The 19923-nt window shown below is 41.6% G+C and carries 18 protein-coding genes; 2 read left to right on the top strand and 16 right to left on the bottom strand.

All coding sequences use genetic code 11. The features are described from left to right. Positions 1–14 precede the first annotated feature (14 nt). The 15 genes from G610_RS0101905 to flgM form a co-directional block, all read right to left on the bottom strand. Positions 15–1229 carry a polysaccharide biosynthesis protein gene (locus G610_RS0101905; protein WP_026523428.1) on the bottom strand — a complete coding sequence of 405 codons (1215 nt, stop codon included), beginning with the start codon at positions 1227–1229 and terminating at the stop codon, positions 15–17. Further along, on the bottom strand, positions 1229–2311 hold the full coding sequence (locus G610_RS0101900) for a nucleotidyltransferase family protein (protein ID WP_026523427.1): 1083 nt from the start codon (positions 2309–2311) through the stop codon (positions 1229–1231). Before G610_RS0101900 ends, G610_RS0101905 begins: the two co-directional genes overlap by 1 nt. A 14-nt stretch (positions 2312–2325) precedes the next feature. Next, positions 2326–2781, bottom strand: a complete 456-nt coding sequence (fliW, locus tag G610_RS0101895) for a flagellar assembly protein FliW (RefSeq protein WP_026523426.1) — start codon at positions 2779–2781, stop codon at positions 2326–2328. A gap of 46 nt (positions 2782–2827) precedes the next feature. Further along, positions 2828–3826, bottom strand: a complete 999-nt coding sequence (locus G610_RS0101890; RefSeq protein ID WP_026523425.1) for a hypothetical protein — start codon at positions 3824–3826, stop codon at positions 2828–2830. 60 nt (positions 3827–3886) lie between these two features. Beyond that, the gene (locus tag G610_RS0101885) at positions 3887–4366 is read right to left on the bottom strand and encodes a hypothetical protein (RefSeq protein WP_026523424.1); all 480 of its coding nucleotides are present in this window, start codon (positions 4364–4366) and stop codon (positions 3887–3889) included. Positions 4367–4404: 38 nt separating this feature from the next. Then, positions 4405–4839 (bottom strand): flagellar export chaperone FliS, encoded by a 435-nt coding sequence (gene fliS, locus G610_RS19345; protein WP_242829599.1) that lies wholly within the window; start codon positions 4837–4839, stop codon positions 4405–4407. A gap of 53 nt (positions 4840–4892) precedes the next feature. Next, entirely contained in the window at positions 4893–6548 is a 1656-nt protein-coding gene (gene fliD / locus G610_RS0101875; protein WP_026523423.1) for a flagellar filament capping protein FliD, read from the bottom strand. An 88-nt stretch (positions 6549–6636) separates the two neighbouring features. Then, a complete protein-coding gene (locus G610_RS0101870; RefSeq protein ID WP_051197470.1) occupies positions 6637–7101 on the bottom strand; it encodes a flagellar protein FlaG in 465 nt (154 codons plus the stop codon). Between the two features lie 242 nt (positions 7102–7343). Continuing rightward, positions 7344–7562, bottom strand: coding sequence for a carbon storage regulator CsrA (gene csrA / locus G610_RS0101865; RefSeq protein ID WP_026497347.1), 219 nt, complete (start codon positions 7560–7562; stop codon positions 7344–7346). Between the two features lie 53 nt (positions 7563–7615). Beyond that, positions 7616–8077, bottom strand: coding sequence for a flagellar assembly protein FliW (gene fliW / locus G610_RS0101860; protein WP_026523421.1), 462 nt, complete (start codon positions 8075–8077; stop codon positions 7616–7618). Between the two features lie 82 nt (positions 8078–8159). Then, the gene (locus G610_RS21905) at positions 8160–10265 is read right to left on the bottom strand and encodes a flagellin N-terminal helical domain-containing protein (protein ID WP_051197468.1); all 2106 of its coding nucleotides are present in this window, start codon (positions 10263–10265) and stop codon (positions 8160–8162) included. Between the two features lie 95 nt (positions 10266–10360). Then, positions 10361–12217, bottom strand: a complete 1857-nt coding sequence (gene flgK, locus G610_RS0101850) for a flagellar hook-associated protein FlgK (RefSeq protein ID WP_026523420.1) — start codon at positions 12215–12217, stop codon at positions 10361–10363. Between the two features lie 25 nt (positions 12218–12242). Further along, the gene (gene flgK / locus G610_RS0101845) at positions 12243–13928 is read right to left on the bottom strand and encodes a flagellar hook-associated protein FlgK (RefSeq protein ID WP_026523419.1); all 1686 of its coding nucleotides are present in this window, start codon (positions 13926–13928) and stop codon (positions 12243–12245) included. A 93-nt stretch (positions 13929–14021) separates the two neighbouring features. Further along, the gene (locus tag G610_RS0101840; protein WP_026523418.1) at positions 14022–14543 is read right to left on the bottom strand and encodes a flagellar protein FlgN; all 522 of its coding nucleotides are present in this window, start codon (positions 14541–14543) and stop codon (positions 14022–14024) included. 111 nt (positions 14544–14654) lie between these two features. Continuing rightward, positions 14655–14936, bottom strand: a complete 282-nt coding sequence (gene flgM, locus G610_RS0101835; protein ID WP_026523417.1) for a flagellar biosynthesis anti-sigma factor FlgM — start codon at positions 14934–14936, stop codon at positions 14655–14657. Positions 14937–15262: 326 nt separating this feature from the next. Between flgM and glnA the strand changes: the two genes are divergently transcribed. Next, positions 15263–16567 (top strand): type I glutamate--ammonia ligase, encoded by a 1305-nt coding sequence (glnA, locus tag G610_RS0101830; protein WP_026523416.1) that lies wholly within the window; start codon positions 15263–15265, stop codon positions 16565–16567. Positions 16568–16586: 19 nt separating this feature from the next. After that, the gene (locus G610_RS0101825) at positions 16587–17132 is read left to right on the top strand and encodes an ANTAR domain-containing response regulator (RefSeq protein ID WP_026523415.1); all 546 of its coding nucleotides are present in this window, start codon (positions 16587–16589) and stop codon (positions 17130–17132) included. A gap of 503 nt (positions 17133–17635) precedes the next feature. Here G610_RS0101825 and G610_RS19335 read toward each other — a convergent pair. After that, positions 17636–19876, bottom strand: coding sequence for an LTA synthase family protein (locus tag G610_RS19335; RefSeq protein WP_051197466.1), 2241 nt, complete (start codon positions 19874–19876; stop codon positions 17636–17638). Positions 19877–19923: the final 47 nt, after the last annotated feature.

Below are 19923 nucleotides of genomic sequence, written 5' to 3'. Positions count from 1 at the left end.
ATTCCCTGCCTCTATTACATTTTAGAATCAAGAGATTTACCTGTTTCAATATGCTCAAAATTAGGCAGATACTTGGATATTCTTTCAACAATCTGCGTCTTATCCGCATTCCCCGACTCGAAAATCCTATCCAAATCTTCAATAAGTTTAGAAACCGCCTCTTTATCGCACATTTTTTTACCTGTTATAACAGAAAGTGATTCAAACCTGTCACTATCTACTGTTTCATCATCTGTATAGAATTCCTCAAAAGGCTTTTCACCCGATGTGTCGGATTTAGAAAAATGAACAGGATACTTCCTGCAGTCAGGATCTTTTTTCAGCTCCAACGCGGCATCAATTGCTTCCTCATCACTATCACACTTTAGCACTTCATAACCCTGTTCTTTTAAAAGCTCCTCTGCGATCTTATCAAAGGTCATCATCTGAGCTTCTTTAAGCTTTGGGAAAAATATCTCTCGGTTTTCACCGAGCATACATGAAAGCATGCATATCTGTCCGCTCTCCTGTGGCGAAACAAAGTATCTCTTTACATCAAGAGGTGCTCCCAAGGGTTGAAATTTCTGGATTCTGGATAGGAATCCTGCCGGCAATGAACCGTTTGAAAAAGCCACATTAGCAAATCTCGCAGTCTTAACCGGGAATCTGTCGGAATATGAAAAGATAAGGTCCTCCATTATCCTTTTGGATGCTCCCATTATATTTACAGGATTTGCTGCCTTATCTGTGGATACGCAAAAATACACTTCCGGCGGATATTCACTCATAAGGTCCAGAAGCTTTTTGGCATTTATTACGTTATTCCTAATAAGAGCTTCTACAGAGTAAATATCCTTTTCTGATCTAACATGCTTGTGGGCGGAAAAATTCGCCACCACATCAAAGCCCTTATGTGCCCTGAACATGCGGGCAAAAACATCGGATGCATAATCCATAGGATAGGAAAGATATGTATCCGGCATTTTGATTTCTTTGGTTGATCTTAAATCTCTTGTCTGCTCCGCAAGAGCATTTTCATTTAAATCTGCAACTACAAGCTCTGCCGGTAAAAAAGCAAGCACTGCCTTTACGAAGCTACTTCCGATACTTCCTGCTCCGCCAATGACAAGAATACTCTTGCCTTTGATCTTAGCGCTGAGCGCCTGTCTGTTTTTATCTATATCAGCAAGAAACATGCTCTTATCACGCATTGTTACATGCTTGCTTATAAACCTTTCAAGTTCAAACATTACAGCACCTCGTTTATACGATCTTCCATTCTCTTCATTTCCTGGAATTCACCCATATCAAGGAATGACATCTCGCTGATCGGATACATTCCGACTCTTCCGCCTTTTTTCATATAATCTTCTGCAAGATCCGTCATATGATACATGGTATCATCGGGAATAATTTTAAACAGTTCGGGATTTACCACATACATTCCCGTATTAACAAAATATGAAAGATGCGGTTTCTCTCTAATAGCGGATACCAGTCCCTCTTTTTCTGCTTCAAGAACGCCGTAAGGTATGGAAAAATTCTTAAGAGAAGAAACGATGGTAAGGCCGTTTTCAGCAGCCACATGATGACGCAGTATGCTGTCATAGTCTGCATCGATAAGAATATCACAGTTGGTGACGATAACAGGGCGACTAAATTTCTCTTTAATGAGCTTCAGGCTTCCTGCTGTACCAAGGGGCTTGTCCTCTTCCACATACTTAATGTCGTAAGGAAGCTTTTGCTCCGCAAAATAGGACTTTATCATCTCCTTCTTATAATTTACGGTAAGATAAATTTCCTTAGCACCATACTCATAGAAGCGGTTCATTATTCTCTCAAGAATAGGTACATCTCCTATGGGGATAAGGGGCTTTGGCAAAATTTTGGTATAGGGATAAAGCCTTGTTCCCTTACCTCCCGCCATGATAATAATAGGCGTATCCGTAAGTGCAAGATCTGTGGCCTCCATATAGGAAAGGTCATTCTTATCCCTAAAGATAATATCTACTATTCTATTTTCATCATCTAAAATTGGGATAGATTTAAGAAGGGCACTATCCATAAGGAAAGTGCTTTTATCGATTTCGTTCTTATGTAGACTTCTTGTTTTGGTGAATGTTGCGTTAATTACAGGCGCATTAAGATCTCCTGATTTCAATATCCATCTTCTGATATCTCCATCAGTAAGACTGCCAAAAAGCGTCCCGTCATCTTCTATAATATACAGGATGTTTTTGGCATTCTTATCGATTTTCTGCATCGCCTCAAGAACAGTGATATCCTTTGTGGCGATAAACTTTTCCAGACTCTGAATATTCTCGCCCAGCATAGTCCCCCCCAGGCTTACCCTCTGACTTTCTTTAAATAATCATAGATAGGATACTTTGTAATATACTCTTCTTTGCCCCATACAATCTCAATCTGAGCACCCTTACCGGTATCCACATTGATAAGGATTGGAGCATTGAGGTTTGCTGTCATGTTTGTAATGTCCTCAGGCACCGTTATGGTAACTAGGATAAGCAGATTCTTGTTGGTAAGAGGTTCAATAATCTCAATGTCATCCTCACTTATCTGGGGATTGTAATCCTTTTTGATGGTAAGCGGATCTATAACAGGAAGCGCAACATCAGGATCATCCATGGACTGAAGATACCAAAGAGCACCAATAGGCTTGTCCTTGTCGTGAATCAGTGCGAATTTCTGAAGATCAGGAAATCCCACAAGTCCAAAGGGCATTGTTATGATCTTCTCATCCTCAATGTCAACTTCGCCAAATATCCTGGTATTTACTTTCATTGCTATACTCTCCCTCTATTTTGAGAATCAGCCCCATTGCTGAAACTTAGATCTTCTCACCCTGTTGGATACGAAAACGTATCTGCCAGAATCTCTTCTCCTCTATCATCCTTCTGTATTCGAGGATATTTTCTCTGATCAGCTGTATATCATCCTTAGGTGCTATCTCATGTCCCGGTATCACAGGAACAATTCCGGATGCTAAAGATGCTGTAATGGAATGATCTCCACAGCTGATGATATATTCCGGTCTCATTTCTCTAATAGTAGATAGTATTACTTTAAGTGGTCTTTCCGAAGGCATATCGCCACAGCATTGGAAAAACGGAACTGATAACCCCCTAATGAAAACGTTGTTGGAGTCATCCAAAAATTGTAATGAATTATGTCCTTCTATTCCAAAGAGCGGAACCACATTACTCACAGGAAGAAGGTCGTTTGTATTAATTATCATAACATTCTGACACATACTTACAAGGATTTCCTGAGCAATAAGATTTGTCATATGCGTTTCCCTGTGAGTATCGGTCAGATACTGCTGCGTCAAAATAACAACCTGTCCACAGTTTCTGTCTTTTAGCTTTATAAAATCGCCAACATCACCAACAAGATCAGCATAATATCTCCTGCTTCTTAAGTAGATATTATGGAACATCCTGTCGGACTCAGCTGATATGATCTGCGGCTTAAGATATGAAATATACCTTGTCTGCATTAAAAGGAAAAACCTGTATCTTTCCTCGATACGGATTCCCTCTATATAATGCAAAAGCTGCATAAAATATTCTCTGCTCTCAGTAAGTCTAACCATCAGATGCAGATATGCCACATGTCTTAGCATATCTGCCATCGTCTCTCTCGGAAAGAAATACATGTTCCTGCGAAGTCTCTCTGCCAGCTCCTTTTTGCCTTCGGGAGAAAGTGCACCGCTTATTATCCTTGCACCTATCTGCAACATTTCATCAAAATATTCAGTGATATCTTCGCTTGAGAGAATATCCAGTATTCTGTTTTCATATTCCCTTACAATCGGAAGTTCATTCACTTAAAAACCTCACTCTAGTGAAGTTATCCCGTGATCTTCAGGGCTTTCAAACACACTTCACTAGTTCTTAGTGTCGTAGAACTGAGGCGGTGTAATCTTGGACTTGTTCATTGTCAGGTAATAATCAAGTGCAGCCTTGGAGGATTTGCGTTTGGTATTTATCTGGTCTCTTGTCTTATTTACATGAGTAGCAACAAGATTCCTGTTTCGCAATTCTCCAACTTCTATAGAGTTAGACAGGTCAGTTATCCTTCTGATCTTGTCCTGGTAAATATGGATTCTGTCCTTATACTTTTCTCTATTATTATCAAGTTCTTCTTTTACTCTGGCAAATACAGTCTCAAAGCCATCATTCAGGCTTTCAACGCGCTTAATCAGTTCACTTTTACGGTTGAGTGTCTCATCAAAACTTTCTTCATCAAACCCCTCTTCGTTCTCAAGTATGTCCTTCTGAACCAAATTCTCTTTCTCTATCTCTTCGAGAACCTGAATTTTCTGATCCAGACTTTCTTCAAGCATGTCAAGATAAGACTCTGTCATCTCTCTTTCCCCCACTACCTTTTCTTAATATTTTTACCTTAGGCCGGTGCAGCCCCCTGCGGCACCGGTGCCGGCATCTGTCCCCTTGCGATCTTCATGGCGTCAACCCAGGTATCTCTCATGGTATGAAGATGCTTGTTAACTTCATTCATGATTTCCATGGACTCATCCCTGTGAAGATCTGCCTCTACTAGTCTCTTCATAAGATAGTTATATACGTTTTCAAAATCCTTTGCTACAGGATATTTCATATCCAGTGTATTGTTGAGATAATCAACGATATTCTCCACCTTAAGAAGATATGTGGTAAATTTTCTCTCATCATCAGCCTCTAGTCCCATTATAGCAATATTGCAGAATTTAATGGCACCATCATAGAGCATAAGTGTGAGCTCTTCCGGCTTAGCCATCTGGATCTTTGTATTCTGGTATTGATTCATCTGCTTAGCGTATGGATTTCTGGCAATAGGCATAGAATTAACCTCCGTGGTATGTGCTTAATAACCTTTTCTTACATCTGACAGCATCAGCCTGTTCCTAGCATTCCCGAAAGGGAACTTGTCTGCTCATTAAGCTTTGTCATAGCTTTTTCCATCTGAGCAAACTTGTCATAATATTTATCTTCCATCTTACCCAGTTTATCCTGAGCATCCTTAAGCTGAGTCTTGTATGTATCAACCTGTTTCTTCATCTGCTTATCTTCATACAAAGTGTAAGCGCTTGAGAAATCCGTTGACTTCATAAGATCGCCAAGTTTGGAATACATATCAGATGAAATGGTTTTAAAGAATTTGCGAACAAGTTCAGGATCCTTTTCGATCTTAGCTTTCAACTTATCCTCTTTACTGCTGGAAAAATCATCATCCTCATCACCATATATATGCCACTTCATTCTGTCAGCTTCTTCGCCTTCAAAATATCCGGGAGTAGCTATATGGAATGACCAGAAAGAAGTCTTTACCTCAACCCATTCATCCTTTTCCTTATTGTAGTCAAGCTCCCCCCAATCAAAGGATTGCATCATGATATTCTTCATCTCGGTCATAGCTCTGAAAATAGTAGGATCTTTTGCAAGAAGACCTTCATCTATCTTCTTGTTCCAATCCTCTATCTCATCATCAGTCATCTCATCCTTCTGCTCTTTGGTGAGTATAGCGTAATCCTTGGCATCATCCGCATTATAAAGCGTGTACATTTCACCGATAAGGTCGTTATATTCTTTCAGGAAATTCTTTACCATATCGTAAATGCCACTGGTGTCATCTTTTGTCTGAAGCGTTATGTCAGATGCAACCTGCTTTGCGGTAATGGTAAGCCCATTTACATCAAAAGTATTGCTGTTTGATGTATAAACTGCTCCATTTAATGTTATCTGAGCATCTTCTCCTTCAGTATGAATCGCATCTTCGTTGGTATCATAATCAAGCCCCAGTGCACTTACAACTCTCATGTCACTATGGTCAAAATCAATCGAAAAGCTTTCATCTTCTCCTTCTGCAGTAGAAGTTACATAAACTCTTCCCTGCCCCGCATCCAGACTGGCGTTTATACCATATCCGCTGGCAGATTTAGCCTGCTTAAGCTCTGCAAGGGCTTCAGTAATAGATTTATCCGGATCTATTTTAACATCCACATATTCTCTGGTATCTTCTTCACCCTCTGCCGGAGCCTTGCCAAACTTAATTCTTATTGTTCCCCTGTAATCTTCATCGGTTACAGCAGGTTTAACTACATTACCTTCTTCATCGAGCTCTGCTTCTTTATGAATCCCTGGGGTTCCGGGATAACCTGAAAGATTAGTAATGGAAGTGGTAGCTTTAAGTTCTCCTGTCTTAGAAGATATCTTCCCGCCTGTCAGGTAAGCACTGTTTGCAAGTTTATCCACAGATAGTTTCTGACTGCTGTTCATAGCAGTTCCGTCAGTTGAAACTGTAACTGCACTTTCATTGGACACACTTGTTGTCTTTTTGATATATGATGAATCAAAACGGAGATTACTAAGTGTCTTGTTGTAGAAGCTCACAACTTTCTTGTTGAGTTCCTTCCACTTATCCATCTTCATATCATGCTTTTTCTGATCACTTTTTATCTTATCAACTTTATTGGACTGTACTTTCGTCAGCTCTGTAATGATACTTTCTGTATCCAGGCCGGAAGCAAGTCCGGTTATTCTCATGGTCATAAGTTGCTCCTTTCCATGGGGCCTTTGCCTGATTTAAGCGCAAAATACCCCTTGCACTAAAAAAACGTACTTTCAGAAAAGCTTGTTATTAACCTCTTTCGTCGACCATAAGGCCTGCAAGTTCCCAGGCTTTTGCTATCATATCGAGAGTCTTTTCAGGCGGCAGCTCCTTAATAGTCTTCTTTGTGGTCTTATCCACGATCTTGATAGTGATACGGTTTGTATCCTCGTGGATACCAAAGACTGCTTCAGAGTTGTTGAACATCTTCTTGTTCATCTCGCTGATAGCTTCCTTGACACGCTTATTCTCCGCATCAATCTGTTCCTTGGTTCTTTCCTGCCTCGTAGGAGTAAAGCTGAATCCATTGTCTTCACTCTGCTGTGTGTCAGGTTTTGACTGCTGAACGTTCTGAGCAGGCTGTGTTCCCACAGTCAGATCGGGGCGTTCCTGTCCCTGTGCACCGGTATCAGCGGGCTGTATAGCTCTCTCCTGCTTTTGGATTTCGGGGATCTGTGATACAGCTCCCACATTGCTAATAGCTTCCATAGCCATCTCTTTCACCTCCTTGTGTCATCTTAAAGCGGCTATCCTTATCCGCACTTCTTTTGTTCAAGCTATGCATAATTGCGCATAGTTGTAGTCTCTTCTATCAATTATATCGGATATGGATTACGGATATTTAGCATGTTATGAAAATTTAATAAAATGTTTATCCTAAGTAAATATTTGATGGTATAAAAAAGAGCTTTGAGAAAAACTTCCCCAAAGCTCCTGTAAGCAATTTTGTATTAAGTTTATTTAAGAAGATCGGCAAGTGCGGAGATTCCATCCACATTGGTAGCTGCCTCATTCTCAGCCTGAATCTGGAGATAAACCTCCTTACGATAGATCGGAACTTCTTTAGGTGCGGCAATTCCGATTTTTACCTGGTCTCCCCTGATATCCAGTATAGTGATCTCTATATTGTTATTAACGATGATTGACTCGTTCTTTTTTCTAGATAATGCTAACATATTAACCCTCTTTTCTTATTTTTTCTACCTTTTCCCCTCGCAGATACAATGTCTTATTTACCGGCCTGTTCTTTCTGCTTCTGTAGATAATCATATATAGGGTATTTTACTGGATAATCATCATCGTCAATAATTACCTGAGCAGCAACTCGGCTGTCTGAATTGATAATAATAGGTCCCTTTAAATTAACAGTCATCTTGGTGAGATCCTGCGGTACTGTAACAGTTACAAGTACAAGCATATCCTCATCAGCCATGGGAAGAAGATCCTGAATGACCTCCTCGCTTACTCCCGGATTGAAATCAGGCTTTACATAAAGCGGATCCATAACAGGCATTGCAAAAACCGGATCATCCAATGACTGCAACCATCTGATGGCGTTTGAATCTTTGTCCTTATCATGCATAAGAGCAAACAGAGTCATATCGGGGAAACCGATAATACCCTTCGGAAATGTAATGATCTTGTCGTCTTCAATCTCAATTGCTCCGAAAATTCTGGTTATTAATTTCATTTTGATACCCCTCCATATCGAAATGTGAGCAGTAAAAACACCTACTATTTATTGTAGTAAAATTAGCGATTTTTAGCAAGGATTAAATATAGTTCATCAGTGAATCCTTGCTGATTTTTCCTGTTGCCATAAGCGCTGCCTGATAGGTCAGCTGAGCGGTTGCAAGCTTGGTTGCCGTCTCTGCAAGATCCGCATCCTCGTTGTCTGACTGAAGTGTCTTGAAGGTTGTTGTCTGATCCTGAAGTCTTGTATCTATAAGCTCAAGTCTCTTACTTCTTGCACCGTTGTCTGTTACTGCAACGTTTGCTATATCAAGAGCTTTCTGGATGCTGGATATCTTGTGCTCAAACTCCTCCTGAATATTCTGTCTGAGATAATCATAGGATTTCTGGCAGGCATCTATCTCGTTCTGAACCGCCCTTCTCTCCTTTGCATCGGTGATAGTTTCAAGCTTTTCCTTAAGCGTCTTCATCGTAGTGTTAACGACTTTAATGTTTGACGCCATCTGAGTAAGATCGTACACATCTCTCTTCATTGTGGTTGTAAAAACTGATGTCGCCGTGGTATTTATTGTGATCTTCTGAGCATATCCGACATCATACTGGATCTCATGATCACTTGAACCGCCATTGTAAATGACGCCGTTGCTATCTACACAAGCAAACAGGTTCTGAGGTCTGATATCACCTTCAAGCCATTCCTTTTTGTCATATACCACATCTATGGAATTGGCATTTTTGATGAAAGGAAGTGAAGCGAGCTTTTCTTTTAACTGATCATTAAGAAGGACTTCTCCTGTCTTGGCATTCAGATATACAACGGTTCCTGTATCATCATTTGTAAGATCCTTGTAAGCTGCATCTATCTCATCTTCTGTTGATGTGCTGTAGATTATATGCTTGGAATCTATCTCAATGGTGGTCTCTGTATATGAGGAATGCATACTGCCGTTGCCGGTTACCTGAAGAACTGTCCTGGTGCGGTTACCGTTTTCATCATCATCTGTATCCTTGGTGACTGTGTAGGTTCCATCACCGTTTACCGTAACCATAAATCCATGGTCTGTTTCAACCTTGTACTGCTGACCAACAGGTCCAAGAAGAGGTACTGTAACAGATGTATTTTCTCCGTCTGAAAAAGCCAGGGTTGAGATACTTGTTGAAGGCATTGATACTATAGCCTGCTGAATACCTTCGGGAACATCTACATTGCCATCTCCGTCATCATCTGTGAGAACTCCGTCCTTACTTACTTCAAACTGATAAATATCATAGGTCCTGTTATCAGTTACATTCAGAATATAGCCCCTCTCAGGATGTCTTTTGCTGGCATATTCTGCTGTGTATGTATAGTCCCCGATTGTAACTGTATATTCGTTGGAAAGAGGAATATATGCCTTCTGTTCCTCACCATCTGCATTAACAAAAGTGAGATCAAAATATGTAAGATCTGTATCTGTTATTGATGATGTTGCGGTCTGAGTGAGATTTTCTCTGAACTTAAGCTGCGCTGTATGTCCGTCACCAACTGTATAATCAAGGTTGTCATAGGAAAGTCTTACTCGTCCCACCTCTATCTGGTGGATGTCATTTTCAGTGTTTGAATTTGTATAAAGTCCCTCGTAAGGAGTTTCAAGAACATTTCCTGCATCAAGATACTGAAGATTCAGTGTTCTTATGGACTTATTGATGTCCTCTGCATTGAACTCATCGTTGATGTCTGAGAAAGTCTCGGTTGTGGGACCATCATAGGAGAGTGTGGTATCTGTGCGATATCCTGTGAAAATATATCTTCCTGCGAAATCCACATTACCGGTAGAATAATACTCCTTGGAAAGAGCATTAAGCTGAGTGATTATGGTCTCAAGATCGTCCATTGTAAGATCCTTGTTGGCTCCCCTTGTGGCCTGCTGAATGGCATCAGTAAGTACCTCCGTAACTGTTGAAAGTGCATCCTCAGTTACGTCCATCCAGCTCTTTGCATCCTTTGAATTTTTCTGATAATACTGATCAAGCTGAGTGACTGTTGATCTCAGTCTCAAAGACCTTATTGCAATAACAGGATCATCTGAAGGACGATTTATCTTTTTGCCTGTAGCCATCTGAGTATTTACTTCATCCTCAGCCACCTTGTTATTGTTGATGTTGTAAAGGGAGTTGTTGCTCATGATCTTGTTGGTGATTCTCATGGTTTTTCCTCTTGTGCGAATGAATCACGAATCCTTTCCGATCTGTCCGCATAAGCTATTACCTGACGCTCCCTGTCCGGCATTTAGTTATTACTTTATACTCCTGTTTCCAGGATCAGTCTGTCGTAGACTTTTGTAAGAGTGTTAATCATCTTCGAGTTAAGTGTGTATGAATGCTCAAACTGAACAAGTGCTGATGCTTCTTCGTCTGAGTCAACGCCCATAACCGAAAGTCTCTGATTCTGGATAGTATTCTCCAGTGCTGTATAAGTCTCTTCCAAGGTTGTGGAATTACTTGTATTAAGAGCCACATCTCCGAGAACCTTATCAAGGAACTCTCCGCTTGTTGCTCCTCTGAACATCTCTTCTTTTGTAAGGTACTCATACAAATGCTTGATGTTCAGATATTCTGATTCGCCTTCCGTTACATCCATCTTGGTTGCAAGAAGAGAGGCGTTTGCTTTTACTTCTCTTGCTACTACAAAATTACCTGCTGTAATCTCGTAATATCCCTTGTTGTTGGAAAGGGTTGTAAGGGATTCATAGGAAAACTGTGCACTTGAATCCATGTTGCTGGTACCTGTCAGAATGTACTGACCTTCCAGCGAATCAGAGGTATAACCCTTTGTCATAATGTCATTAACACTTGCAGAAAATCTTCTGATCCAGTCGTTCATCTGCTGCATGTAATATGGGATGCCCTGATAATCAAATGCTCCGCCTACCTGTGCGGTCCTTCCTGTGGGAGGGATGGTTGATCTGGTAGACTCAGGTGTCAGCTTGAATGTATAGGTATCTCCGCCGTCATAAGCCCATTCCTCGTAGGAATAGATCTTACTTGCAACCTCCAGCTTACCTGCAGCGGGAAGTGTACACTTATTCATATCCATCAGATCAGGATCCGTTACCTTGATTGTTACTGTTGTAACACCGGTCCGATCATCCTTTATGGCTTTAACAACTTCGCCATTGAAGTAGAAGTTGTTATTACCCTCTCTCATATCGATAAGCCCCTGAAGCTCTCCTCCAATGAGTTTATTGTCGAGATCGAATACATCAAACTTGGATGTATTATCGCCGTCTTTGTAATTTGATGGTGCCCATTTAATATCATAAAGACCTACAAGATCACTTTGATTTACATTCTCATTTGCTTCTCTGGCTTCGCATATAAGCTTTCTGTATGCATTTGTATCAAGAAGCTGCTGTCCGCCTGCGATCGTTACGCGAAGTCTTGTCGCACCGGTTTCTCTTTCAGGCTGATTCACGTCTACGACCTTTGTCTCAGACACATCGATTTCTACAATCTTGGAGAGCTTATCAAGAAGCTCATCTCTTTGATCTCTAAGCTCATTTGCTTTTGATCCCTGCATCTCGATGACATTGATCTGTTCGTTAAGTGAACATATCTGAGCTGCGTATGAGTTTATGGTATCGCAGTTCATCTTTATCTCCTGGTTTATATCATTCTGAAGATTCTGAAGAGATGTGGACATATGATTAAAATAATCTGTAATCTGAGCAACTGATGAAACAAAAGTCGCCTTTGATTCTGCGGTTCCGGATGCCTTCATAACATCCTGAAGTGCTGATTCCATTTTAGAGAACAGACTTGAGAATCCTGTAGTTCCATCATCCTTTAAATATTGCTCGGTAAGCTGATTAAAGTAATTTCTCTGGCTTACTCTTCCAAGAAGGGATTCATTATCTCTGTACTTATTGTCATAGAACTCATCTCTGACTCTCTCTATGGCGATGGTATCTACTCCGGCACCTGCTGTTCCGTAAGTGGTAAAAACTCTCAGCGCATCGGATGCCTGCTGATCTACCTTCTGACGGGAATAGCTATCCGTATTTGCATTTGCAATATTATTGGCAGTGGTATTAAGTGCTGCATTAGCTGCTCTTAGTCCCGATGCTGCAATGTTTAATCCAAAAAAAGTTGAAGGCATAGACTATTCCTTTCTTAGGAAGGTTTTATGAACCAAGTGCTGTTACGACATGCTCAAGCATTTCGCTTACTACATTTATGTATCTGCTGGATGCATTAAATGCGTTTTGGAATTCAATCATGAATTCAAGCTCTTCATCACTTGATACTCCAACGATCTGCTCCCTGGCATTTTCAACTGCATCAACTGTAAGTTCCTGATTTTCTCTGATTCCCTTGTAAACATCACCTGAGTTTGCAACCTGGCTCACCAGCATGTTGTAATATCCAAGGAAATCTGTTTTTGTTGCTACATTTGGATTTATTAAGTAATCGGCCGTTGTGAATGCTTTCTTTAGCTTTTCAACGGTATCATTATCCTCGCTTCCATCCTCTAAAATGAATTTCATGGATGTGGGCTCTTCCATATACATGGGATTTACGCCCAAATTGGTGATTATATATCCCTTACGGTTTTCTCCTGCCAGATGATTTTCATCTATGTCGTAGTTGAGACAATCTTCTTCATTAAGTACTTTGAAAAGATCATAATCTGAAGCGTTGCCTTCCACCTGTCCAAGGTTTACGGGATTACTTCCTGCTTCTTCGTATATCTTATTTATGGCCTGACAGATGTTCTTTACCATCTGATCGAATTCTGCTTCCACATTCATGATCACTGACTGAGCAATGTTCTTGTTGTAGAATGATCCGGTTGAGTCATCTGATATATCATGGTATGTTGCGTGATGATCGCCTCTTGCAAGGAGTGTTGATCTAAGCTTTCCTATATCTGTATTCATGGAAGTTGCGATTGTCTGTGTAAGGTCGTAAACCTTAGCACCTCTTATATCTGTAACTTCCCACTCACCTTTGACTGTGTTGAATTCCTTCTTTGCTGCAAATTCCCAATAAGGAGTATTGTAATTTACAGGGCTTCCGCCTTTGTCAGCGGTAAGTACGTTATCGCAAGCCATGTGATTTACATGGTCTGTTGTTACAAACTGAGTGCCTTCAAACTGTACAAGAACGTTTCCGAAAACATCCTCGTAATAACTTATGCGGCCCATCTCACCCAGCTTATCGAGAAGAAGATTTCTCTCATCTCTAAGGTCGTTGGCATGTTCCTGATGTCCTGACTCTATCTCAACAATCTGAAGATTCAGATCCTTTATTCTGTCGCCGATCTTGTTAATCTCTTCCACCAGATCAGGAATAGTCTTATCCATGTTGTCCTGATAATTGGTAAGGCCTTCATATACGCTCTGAGCTCTTGTGATGAACTCATTTGCTCTTGTTACCATCATGCTCTGATTTACAGCGGAGGTAGGATCCTTACTAAGCTCCTGTACAGCAACCCACAGATCATTAAGAGATTCTGCAAACTCGTTGCCGTTCATCTCCTGGAGCTGATCTTCAATTTCTTCAAGGGTAGTAACTGAGACATCATAGAAAGATTCTCTTCCTGTTTCCTGCCTGTAGCTCTGATCCAGGAAATAGCTTCTGACCTGCTTACAGTTATTGTAAACAACACCAAGGCCTGTCTGTTTCCAGGCGATGACTCTGTGATCCTTCTCGGTGGTAATATAGGGTCTTGTGCCCTGTGATACCTGCTGTCTTGTATAACCTTCGGTATCTATATTTGCCATATTATGCGCTGTGGTATTAAGAGCAGACTGTGATGTCTGTATTCCGGATGCGCCTATGTATAAACTTCCCATTAAAGATGCCATAAAAATACCTCCGACTAATATTTATATCGGAGGTTTTAGAAGTTTCTTTATGCTTTTGTAAATGGTTTTTTGCCTATTTTTCAAGGTTTTTACTTACTGTTTTGCGTCAAAACGCCCTGTCATGGCAACACCTATCCTGTCGCCTCTTGTTCCTGCAAATCTTGTATAATTTGCAGTTTCCGGTGCTCTCCTTGCGGACTGGATGATATTCATCTCATACTGAACCATCTCCAGTGAACTCTGAAGCAGCATCTGATTCTGATCATTTACCCTCTGAACGTTGGTTGCAACTTCCTTAAGCCTGTCTCTTTTTGAAGCCAGAGCTTTCTGTTCATTAGGTCTTGAATTAAGCATTCTGACAAGATCTGTGAGCTTTAGGTCATTACCCTTTTCACCGATCACATCAGCTATGCTGTCCATAGCACTCTCGCGTTCCTTATCAACAGCATTTATAAAGGACACAACAACCTGTTCATCCTCTGTGATCTTGGCAAGAGTCTTAAGATCTCTTTGAATGATGATTGGAGTTTTTCTGGATGAAAGTTCCAGAAGCTTTTCATATAGCGCACATTCTCTGTCTAGTACTTCCACTAAATTCTCTAACAAACTGGACACTATAAAGCCCTCCTTTCATCTATCTCAAGGCATAACAAAAGAGCCCGCTTCACCCCTGGAGCTAACCACTTAAGTTAAGCCGGCTCTATTAGTTCTTTATTAAATTGGACATTAGCCAAATGATTCGCTGAGTTTAGCGAGGAGCTTATCTGCAAAATCCTCTCCGCTAACGTCATACGTTCCGTTTTGAATAGCAGCCTTAATAGGTGCCGTTACGTCCTCCCTGACATCCGGAGCTTCTTTCACAGCCTGCTTGGCGATCTGAATATCCTTACCGATTGAAGATATCTTAAGAGTGTCAGAAACACTATTAGTCTTCTCAGTCTTAGCGGTCCTATTCACTTTGCCTGTGCCATAAACCTGTTGAATCTGGCTGTAAGCTTCTATACGCATATTCTTGTCCTCCTTCCTTGGAGAATTTCTTCAGTTCTACTACTTTTATCGGCGTATTCTGATTTTACTTTAGATGTATTTGGAAATTTTTTCAAATTTACTTAAAAAATTTTCTCCCGCACACAATCTTGTTGATAAAAAAATCATCATACTCTATATTGTAGTATCCTGTAGGAAAACCCAAGGTATTGTACTTTTCTTCCCCACCGATAATAGTATCGGACAGGAATTAAAAAAACTTAACCCCTTTTTCAAAAAAAATTTTATTTTTTTTTTAGATTTTGAATTACAATAGTAGATAATTGTAAAACGATTTAGGAGGTCATATGAGCAAACTAACAAAAGAGGATATATTCAGGATTGTCGATGAAGAGGATGTGGCTTTCATCAGACTTCAATTCTGCGATATCTACGGAACTCCCAAAAATATAGCAATCACTGCGAACCAGCTCGATGCTGCTCTTAATAACGAGTGCTTCTTTGATGGTTCTGCAATAGAAGGTTTTGGTCAGGACCACGATAGTGAACTGTATCTGTATCCGGACCTGGACAGCTTCCAGATATATCCCTGGCGCCCTCAGAGCGGCAAGGTTGCCAGAATGTTCTGCAACGTATACTCCTCTGACAGGAAGCCCTTCGAAGGTGACCCCAGATATATTCTGAAAAAGGTTCTGTCCCGTGCAGAAGATATGGGCCTTTCATTTAAAGCAGATCCTGAGCTGGAATTTTTCCTGTTCGATCTTGATGATGAAGGTCAGCCTACCACCAATACCCATGAGAGAGCAGGCTATTTTGATCTTGCCCCTGCTGATCAGGGCGAAAATGTCCGCCGCGACATCATCATGAACCTTGAAGAGCTTGATTTTAATATAACCTCATCCCATCATGAGATTTCTCCTGCTCAGCACGAAATAGATTTTACTGAGGACAACGCTGAGATAATGGCAGATAAGATCATGACCTTCAAGATGGCTGTAAAAACCATTGCCAAGAGGCACGGTCTGTATGCAACCTTTATGCCAAAGCCCAAGGAAGGTATCAACGGTTCAGGTATGCATATAAATATTCTCTGCGAGGACAATTCCGGAAAGGACGTCTTTGCTGATGGCAGCGAGTTGTCAGGTACAGCAAAGAGCTTCATCGCAGGTATTTTGCAGCATATAAAGGGTATGGCCCTGGTAACCAATCCACTTGTAAATTCATATAAGAGACTTGTTCCGGGATACGACGCACCTGTTTTCATTTCCTGGTCATCATCTTCATCTAACCGCAGTGCCCTTATCAGAGTACATTCTGCCAAGAGCAGCGGTATCCGCATAGAGCTCAGGAACCCGGATGCTACAAGCAATCCTTATCTTTCACTGGCTCTTATCCTGGCTGCAGGTATGGATGGTATTGAGAAAAAGCTCACTCCTCCCGATGAACTTGTAGCAGGACACAGCGAAGGTCTCACAACTCTTCCCGAGACTCTCGGCGAAGCAATTGAAGCATACAGCAATGATTCTTTTGTTAAGAATATTCTTGGAGAGACTGTTTACAGTAAATTCCTTGATTCCAAGAAAAAGGAATGGAAGAATTTCAGAACCTGCGTAACTCAGTGGGAGCTGAAGGAGTATTTAAGAAACCAGTAACTTCGGGAGATTTTAGAGCTTGCAGAACATCATTGTCGCATTTGCATCGCAGACTGATGCCGGAAATTTCAAAAGCATATTGATGCGTGGCGGTTTTGAGCCGGCGTATGTGTGTACCTCCGGTGCCCAGGTCCTCTCTGCTATGGAGAATCTGGGTAGTGGAGTAATTGTGTGCGGCTATCGTCTCGGTGACATGCTCTACAATGAACTTGCAGAAAACATGTCCGAATATTTCAGCATGCTGCTGATCGCAAGCCCTTCCAAAACTGACGAAGCAGTTTTCCCCGAAAGCATAATCTATCTGCCCACACCTCTCAAAAAGGACGACCTGATCTCCACCTTAGAGCTCATGGTAGAGGGTGTCACAAAACGCAGAAAAAAGATCAAAGAAAAGCACCGTTTCAGAAGTGCCGAGGACCAAAAAGTCATAGACTCAGCCAAAGCTCTCCTAATGGAGCGTCACAAAATGACAGAACCGGAGGCCCATCGTTACCTCCAAAAATGCTCCATGGACTCCGGCACCTCCCTCCTGGAAACTGCCGAAATGATCATATCCCTTGGCTAAAATAGCATACTCGCCCCTCGGCGGCTGCAGAAATTATCGCCATCCCCGCACCGGTGTAGTGGATGGAGCCATCATTGCAGGGTAATCCCTCGCAGGAGCCGTTGTTATGGCCATCCCGTGCAGCTTGCGACGATATGAAAATTCCCAGGGCGTTTATGTATGCTGCGTGCAACATGTTTGAACATCTGCGCCTTTAAATTATCAAAATGGTCCATTGCCAGCTCGTTATGCTCGCTTGTTTTCAAAACCAATAGTAGGTATAAGAAAACGAGCGCTCGCATATAATCGCTGGCAATGGACCATTTTACTAATCCTATGCGCAGATGTGAGTTTTGCTAAGCAGCATACGCTTATAAAAAGCCCTGGGAATTTTCATGTCTTGAGGAGCGCAGCACGGGATGGCTATGATAGCAGCTCCTGCGAGGGGTAAAGCGAAATGATGGCTCAGCCGATTTGTCCCGGTGCGGGGATGGCGACAATTTCGGGCTCCGCCGAGGGGCGGGTCAGCGTCTTGTTTCGCCATCGATGAGGTCAAAGTCGACGCAGTCGATGACGCGGCCTGTCTGGTTGTTTATGACTGCAAAGTGAAGGCCTTTACGCTGGATCATGCGGTCCTGATCGTCTACGATGATGCCAAAGCTGCCCTCATCTGAACCATTCCAGCTGCCCTTAACGAGATAGGTAGTTCCATTGGGGATTGTACCTGTGATCTCGGCATAGTCTTTTGTTACATGACTCTCGGAGCCGTCTGCAGAAATGGCTGCAACGATAGTCATATCCTCCCCTGATACTATATCATCGGTGATTCCGATTTCATTAAGTGCTGCAATGTTGTCCTTGGTAAGACGGGCCGTTGCGTTCTTACGAGTAGAAATCAGAACTGTGTAGTTACCGGTTTCAAGGTAGTCTTCGATGGCAGAAAGGTATTCTGCAAAATCTGTCTGCTTGAGATTCATGTCACCCCTTTGAGCAAATACCTGCCATCTTGAACCAAGGGCACTGTTTACATAAATATTAAAATCTGTATCGTCGACATCTATGTCTGCCAAAGACACTTCAGAAACATAAGACCCATCCGGCTGTTTGTCCATATTCAGGACTATCTTCCTTGATGAATCCCCATCCGGAACACAGTTAAGCTCAACACTTGTGATCTGCTCATTTACATTCTGGATATCAGAAACAACAATCCTTACTGTTCCGTCATCTTCAATCGAAATATCTGCAGCTGCTGTAGGATCGCTGTAATTCTGCATGGCGATGTCATATTCATCCATCTCTGCCAGCTCATCCATGAAAGCAGACCTTCTTGAAAGCTCCTCGAACTCATGCTCCATACCATATTTTTCAAGGAGCGTATCCTCAGATGAAAAGAGGTTTGTTCCAAGTCCAAGTCTATCGCCTTCAATCTTTACGCCCATAGCTGCAAGGGTTGTGGGGAACATGTCAAAGGTAGTGTACTCTCTTCTCTTACCTGTCTGCTGTACACTGGCATCTGCATTTAAGTAGCAGGTATATACTCTTCTGACATAGTCCTCGTCTATCATGGCGCAGAAATCAGCATCCATTGTAGGATGATCTCCCACAAGAACTACAGTGGTATTTTCATAGAAATCCTGCTCTTTTATCCACTTCACAAATTCAGTAACCTGTCTGCTTGAGCAGGCATAAACATTTGAATACTGATCCTCAAACTCGTTCTCGCAAAGTCTGCACACATAACCATCCTCAAAATGGGTATCCGCAGTAATAATTGTGAGATTGAAAGGGTCATCGCTCTTTGACAATTCCTCAAGTCTCTTTTTAGAAAACTCAAAAAGCTTCTCATCTTCATAGCCCCACCACACGCCGTAGTCCTGAGGAATCCATCCCTGCTCCTTGGCATAGGGGTAATCGCAGATATCATAATTGCCATGAGATTTGAAAAACAGCTCTCTTCCGCCAAAGCCCGCTTCCGATCCGCAGACAAATTCATTGTGATAGCCCTCTGCTTCAAGGATATCTCCTATTGCACAAACGCTGGGGAAGAATTTCTCCTGGCTTGACATGCTGTTTGCTTCAATTCGAATCTGCAAAGGAAGGCCTGATGACTGAGCAAATATAGCACCCATAGTCCAGTCAGTCCCGGGCATGGAAAATCCGCCATCAAGAGTTTTATTATCACCGCTGAAGTTCTCATTTTCGTGAGAAAGCTGAGTAAGCTCGGGTATCCTGCTCTTCTCAAAGGATCCGCCGTTTTCTTTATCTGCATCCGTAACCTCTACAGACTCAAGATAAACATAGATGAGATTTCTCTTCTTTACAGGAAACTCCAGGGTTACATCATTTGGATCCACATAGTTTTCTTCGATGAATTTTGATGCATTTATCTGCTGCTCGATATACTTTGTCATATCAAGCATAACCCAGGTATAAGCAATGGCTGCTATCAAAACCGCTATATCAACCAGGATCAGAATAAGTCTCTTTTTGCCGCCAAATACCTTGTTGCCTGCAAAGCTTATTATCAGATACAGGATAATTCCTGCCACAATCGTAGGAAGCAGAGCCTCCATCAAAAACAGCTTTATCATGGCATGTGATGCACCTGACATCGACATCTTTATATTGAATACAAGCTCATTAACCGTCATGGTGCTCCAGGTATGGAAAAACCACCAGGCAGTAAAAAACAATAAAAACGGTATCGTCATGATAAGCGTTACCGGTATATTTCTAAAAACTAATTTCTTTTTCTTTCCCATTAAAAACTCCCAAAAATGATATAATCAAAAGCAGCAATATTATAACA

This window comes from Butyrivibrio sp. MB2005, from assembly GCF_000424285.1.
Taxonomy (GTDB): Bacteria; Bacillota; Clostridia; order Lachnospirales; family Lachnospiraceae; genus Butyrivibrio.
This window is presented reverse-complemented; position numbering and strand designations above follow the sequence as displayed.

What these genes read in the sequence shown, in the direction of transcription:
- G610_RS0101905 (WP_026523428.1), bottom strand. Translation starts at nt 1,229, where the DNA reads ATGTTTGAACTTGAAAGGTTTATAAGCAAGCATGTAACAATGCGTGAT.
- G610_RS0101900 (WP_026523427.1), bottom strand. Translation starts at nt 2,311, where the DNA reads ATGCTGGGCGAGAATATTCAGAGTCTGGAAAAGTTTATCGCCACAAAG.
- fliW (WP_026523426.1), bottom strand. Translation starts at nt 2,781, where the DNA reads ATGAAAGTAAATACCAGGATATTTGGCGAAGTTGACATTGAGGATGAG.
- G610_RS0101885 (WP_026523424.1), bottom strand. Translation starts at nt 4,366, where the DNA reads ATGACAGAGTCTTATCTTGACATGCTTGAAGAAAGTCTGGATCAGAAA.
- fliS (WP_242829599.1), bottom strand. Translation starts at nt 4,839, where the DNA reads ATGCCTATTGCCAGAAATCCATACGCTAAGCAGATGAATCAATACCAG.
- fliD (WP_026523423.1), bottom strand. Translation starts at nt 6,548, where the DNA reads ATGACCATGAGAATAACCGGACTTGCTTCCGGCCTGGATACAGAAAGT.
- G610_RS0101870 (WP_051197470.1), bottom strand. Translation starts at nt 7,101, where the DNA reads ATGGCTATGGAAGCTATTAGCAATGTGGGAGCTGTATCACAGATCCCC.
- csrA (WP_026497347.1), bottom strand. Translation starts at nt 7,562, where the DNA reads ATGTTAGCATTATCTAGAAAAAAGAACGAGTCAATCATCGTTAATAAC.
- fliW (WP_026523421.1), bottom strand. Translation starts at nt 8,077, where the DNA reads ATGAAATTAATAACCAGAATTTTCGGAGCAATTGAGATTGAAGACGAC.
- G610_RS21905 (WP_051197468.1), bottom strand. Translation starts at nt 10,265, where the DNA reads ATGAGAATCACCAACAAGATCATGAGCAACAACTCCCTTTACAACATC.
- flgK (WP_026523420.1), bottom strand. Translation starts at nt 12,217, where the DNA reads ATGCCTTCAACTTTTTTTGGATTAAACATTGCAGCATCGGGACTAAGA.
- flgK (WP_026523419.1), bottom strand. Translation starts at nt 13,928, where the DNA reads ATGGCATCTTTAATGGGAAGTTTATACATAGGCGCATCCGGAATACAG.
- flgM (WP_026523417.1), bottom strand. Translation starts at nt 14,936, where the DNA reads ATGCGTATAGAAGCTTACAGCCAGATTCAACAGGTTTATGGCACAGGC.
- glnA (WP_026523416.1), top strand. Translation starts at nt 15,263, where the DNA reads ATGAGCAAACTAACAAAAGAGGATATATTCAGGATTGTCGATGAAGAG.
- G610_RS19335 (WP_051197466.1), bottom strand. Translation starts at nt 19,876, where the DNA reads ATGGGAAAGAAAAAGAAATTAGTTTTTAGAAATATACCGGTAACGCTT.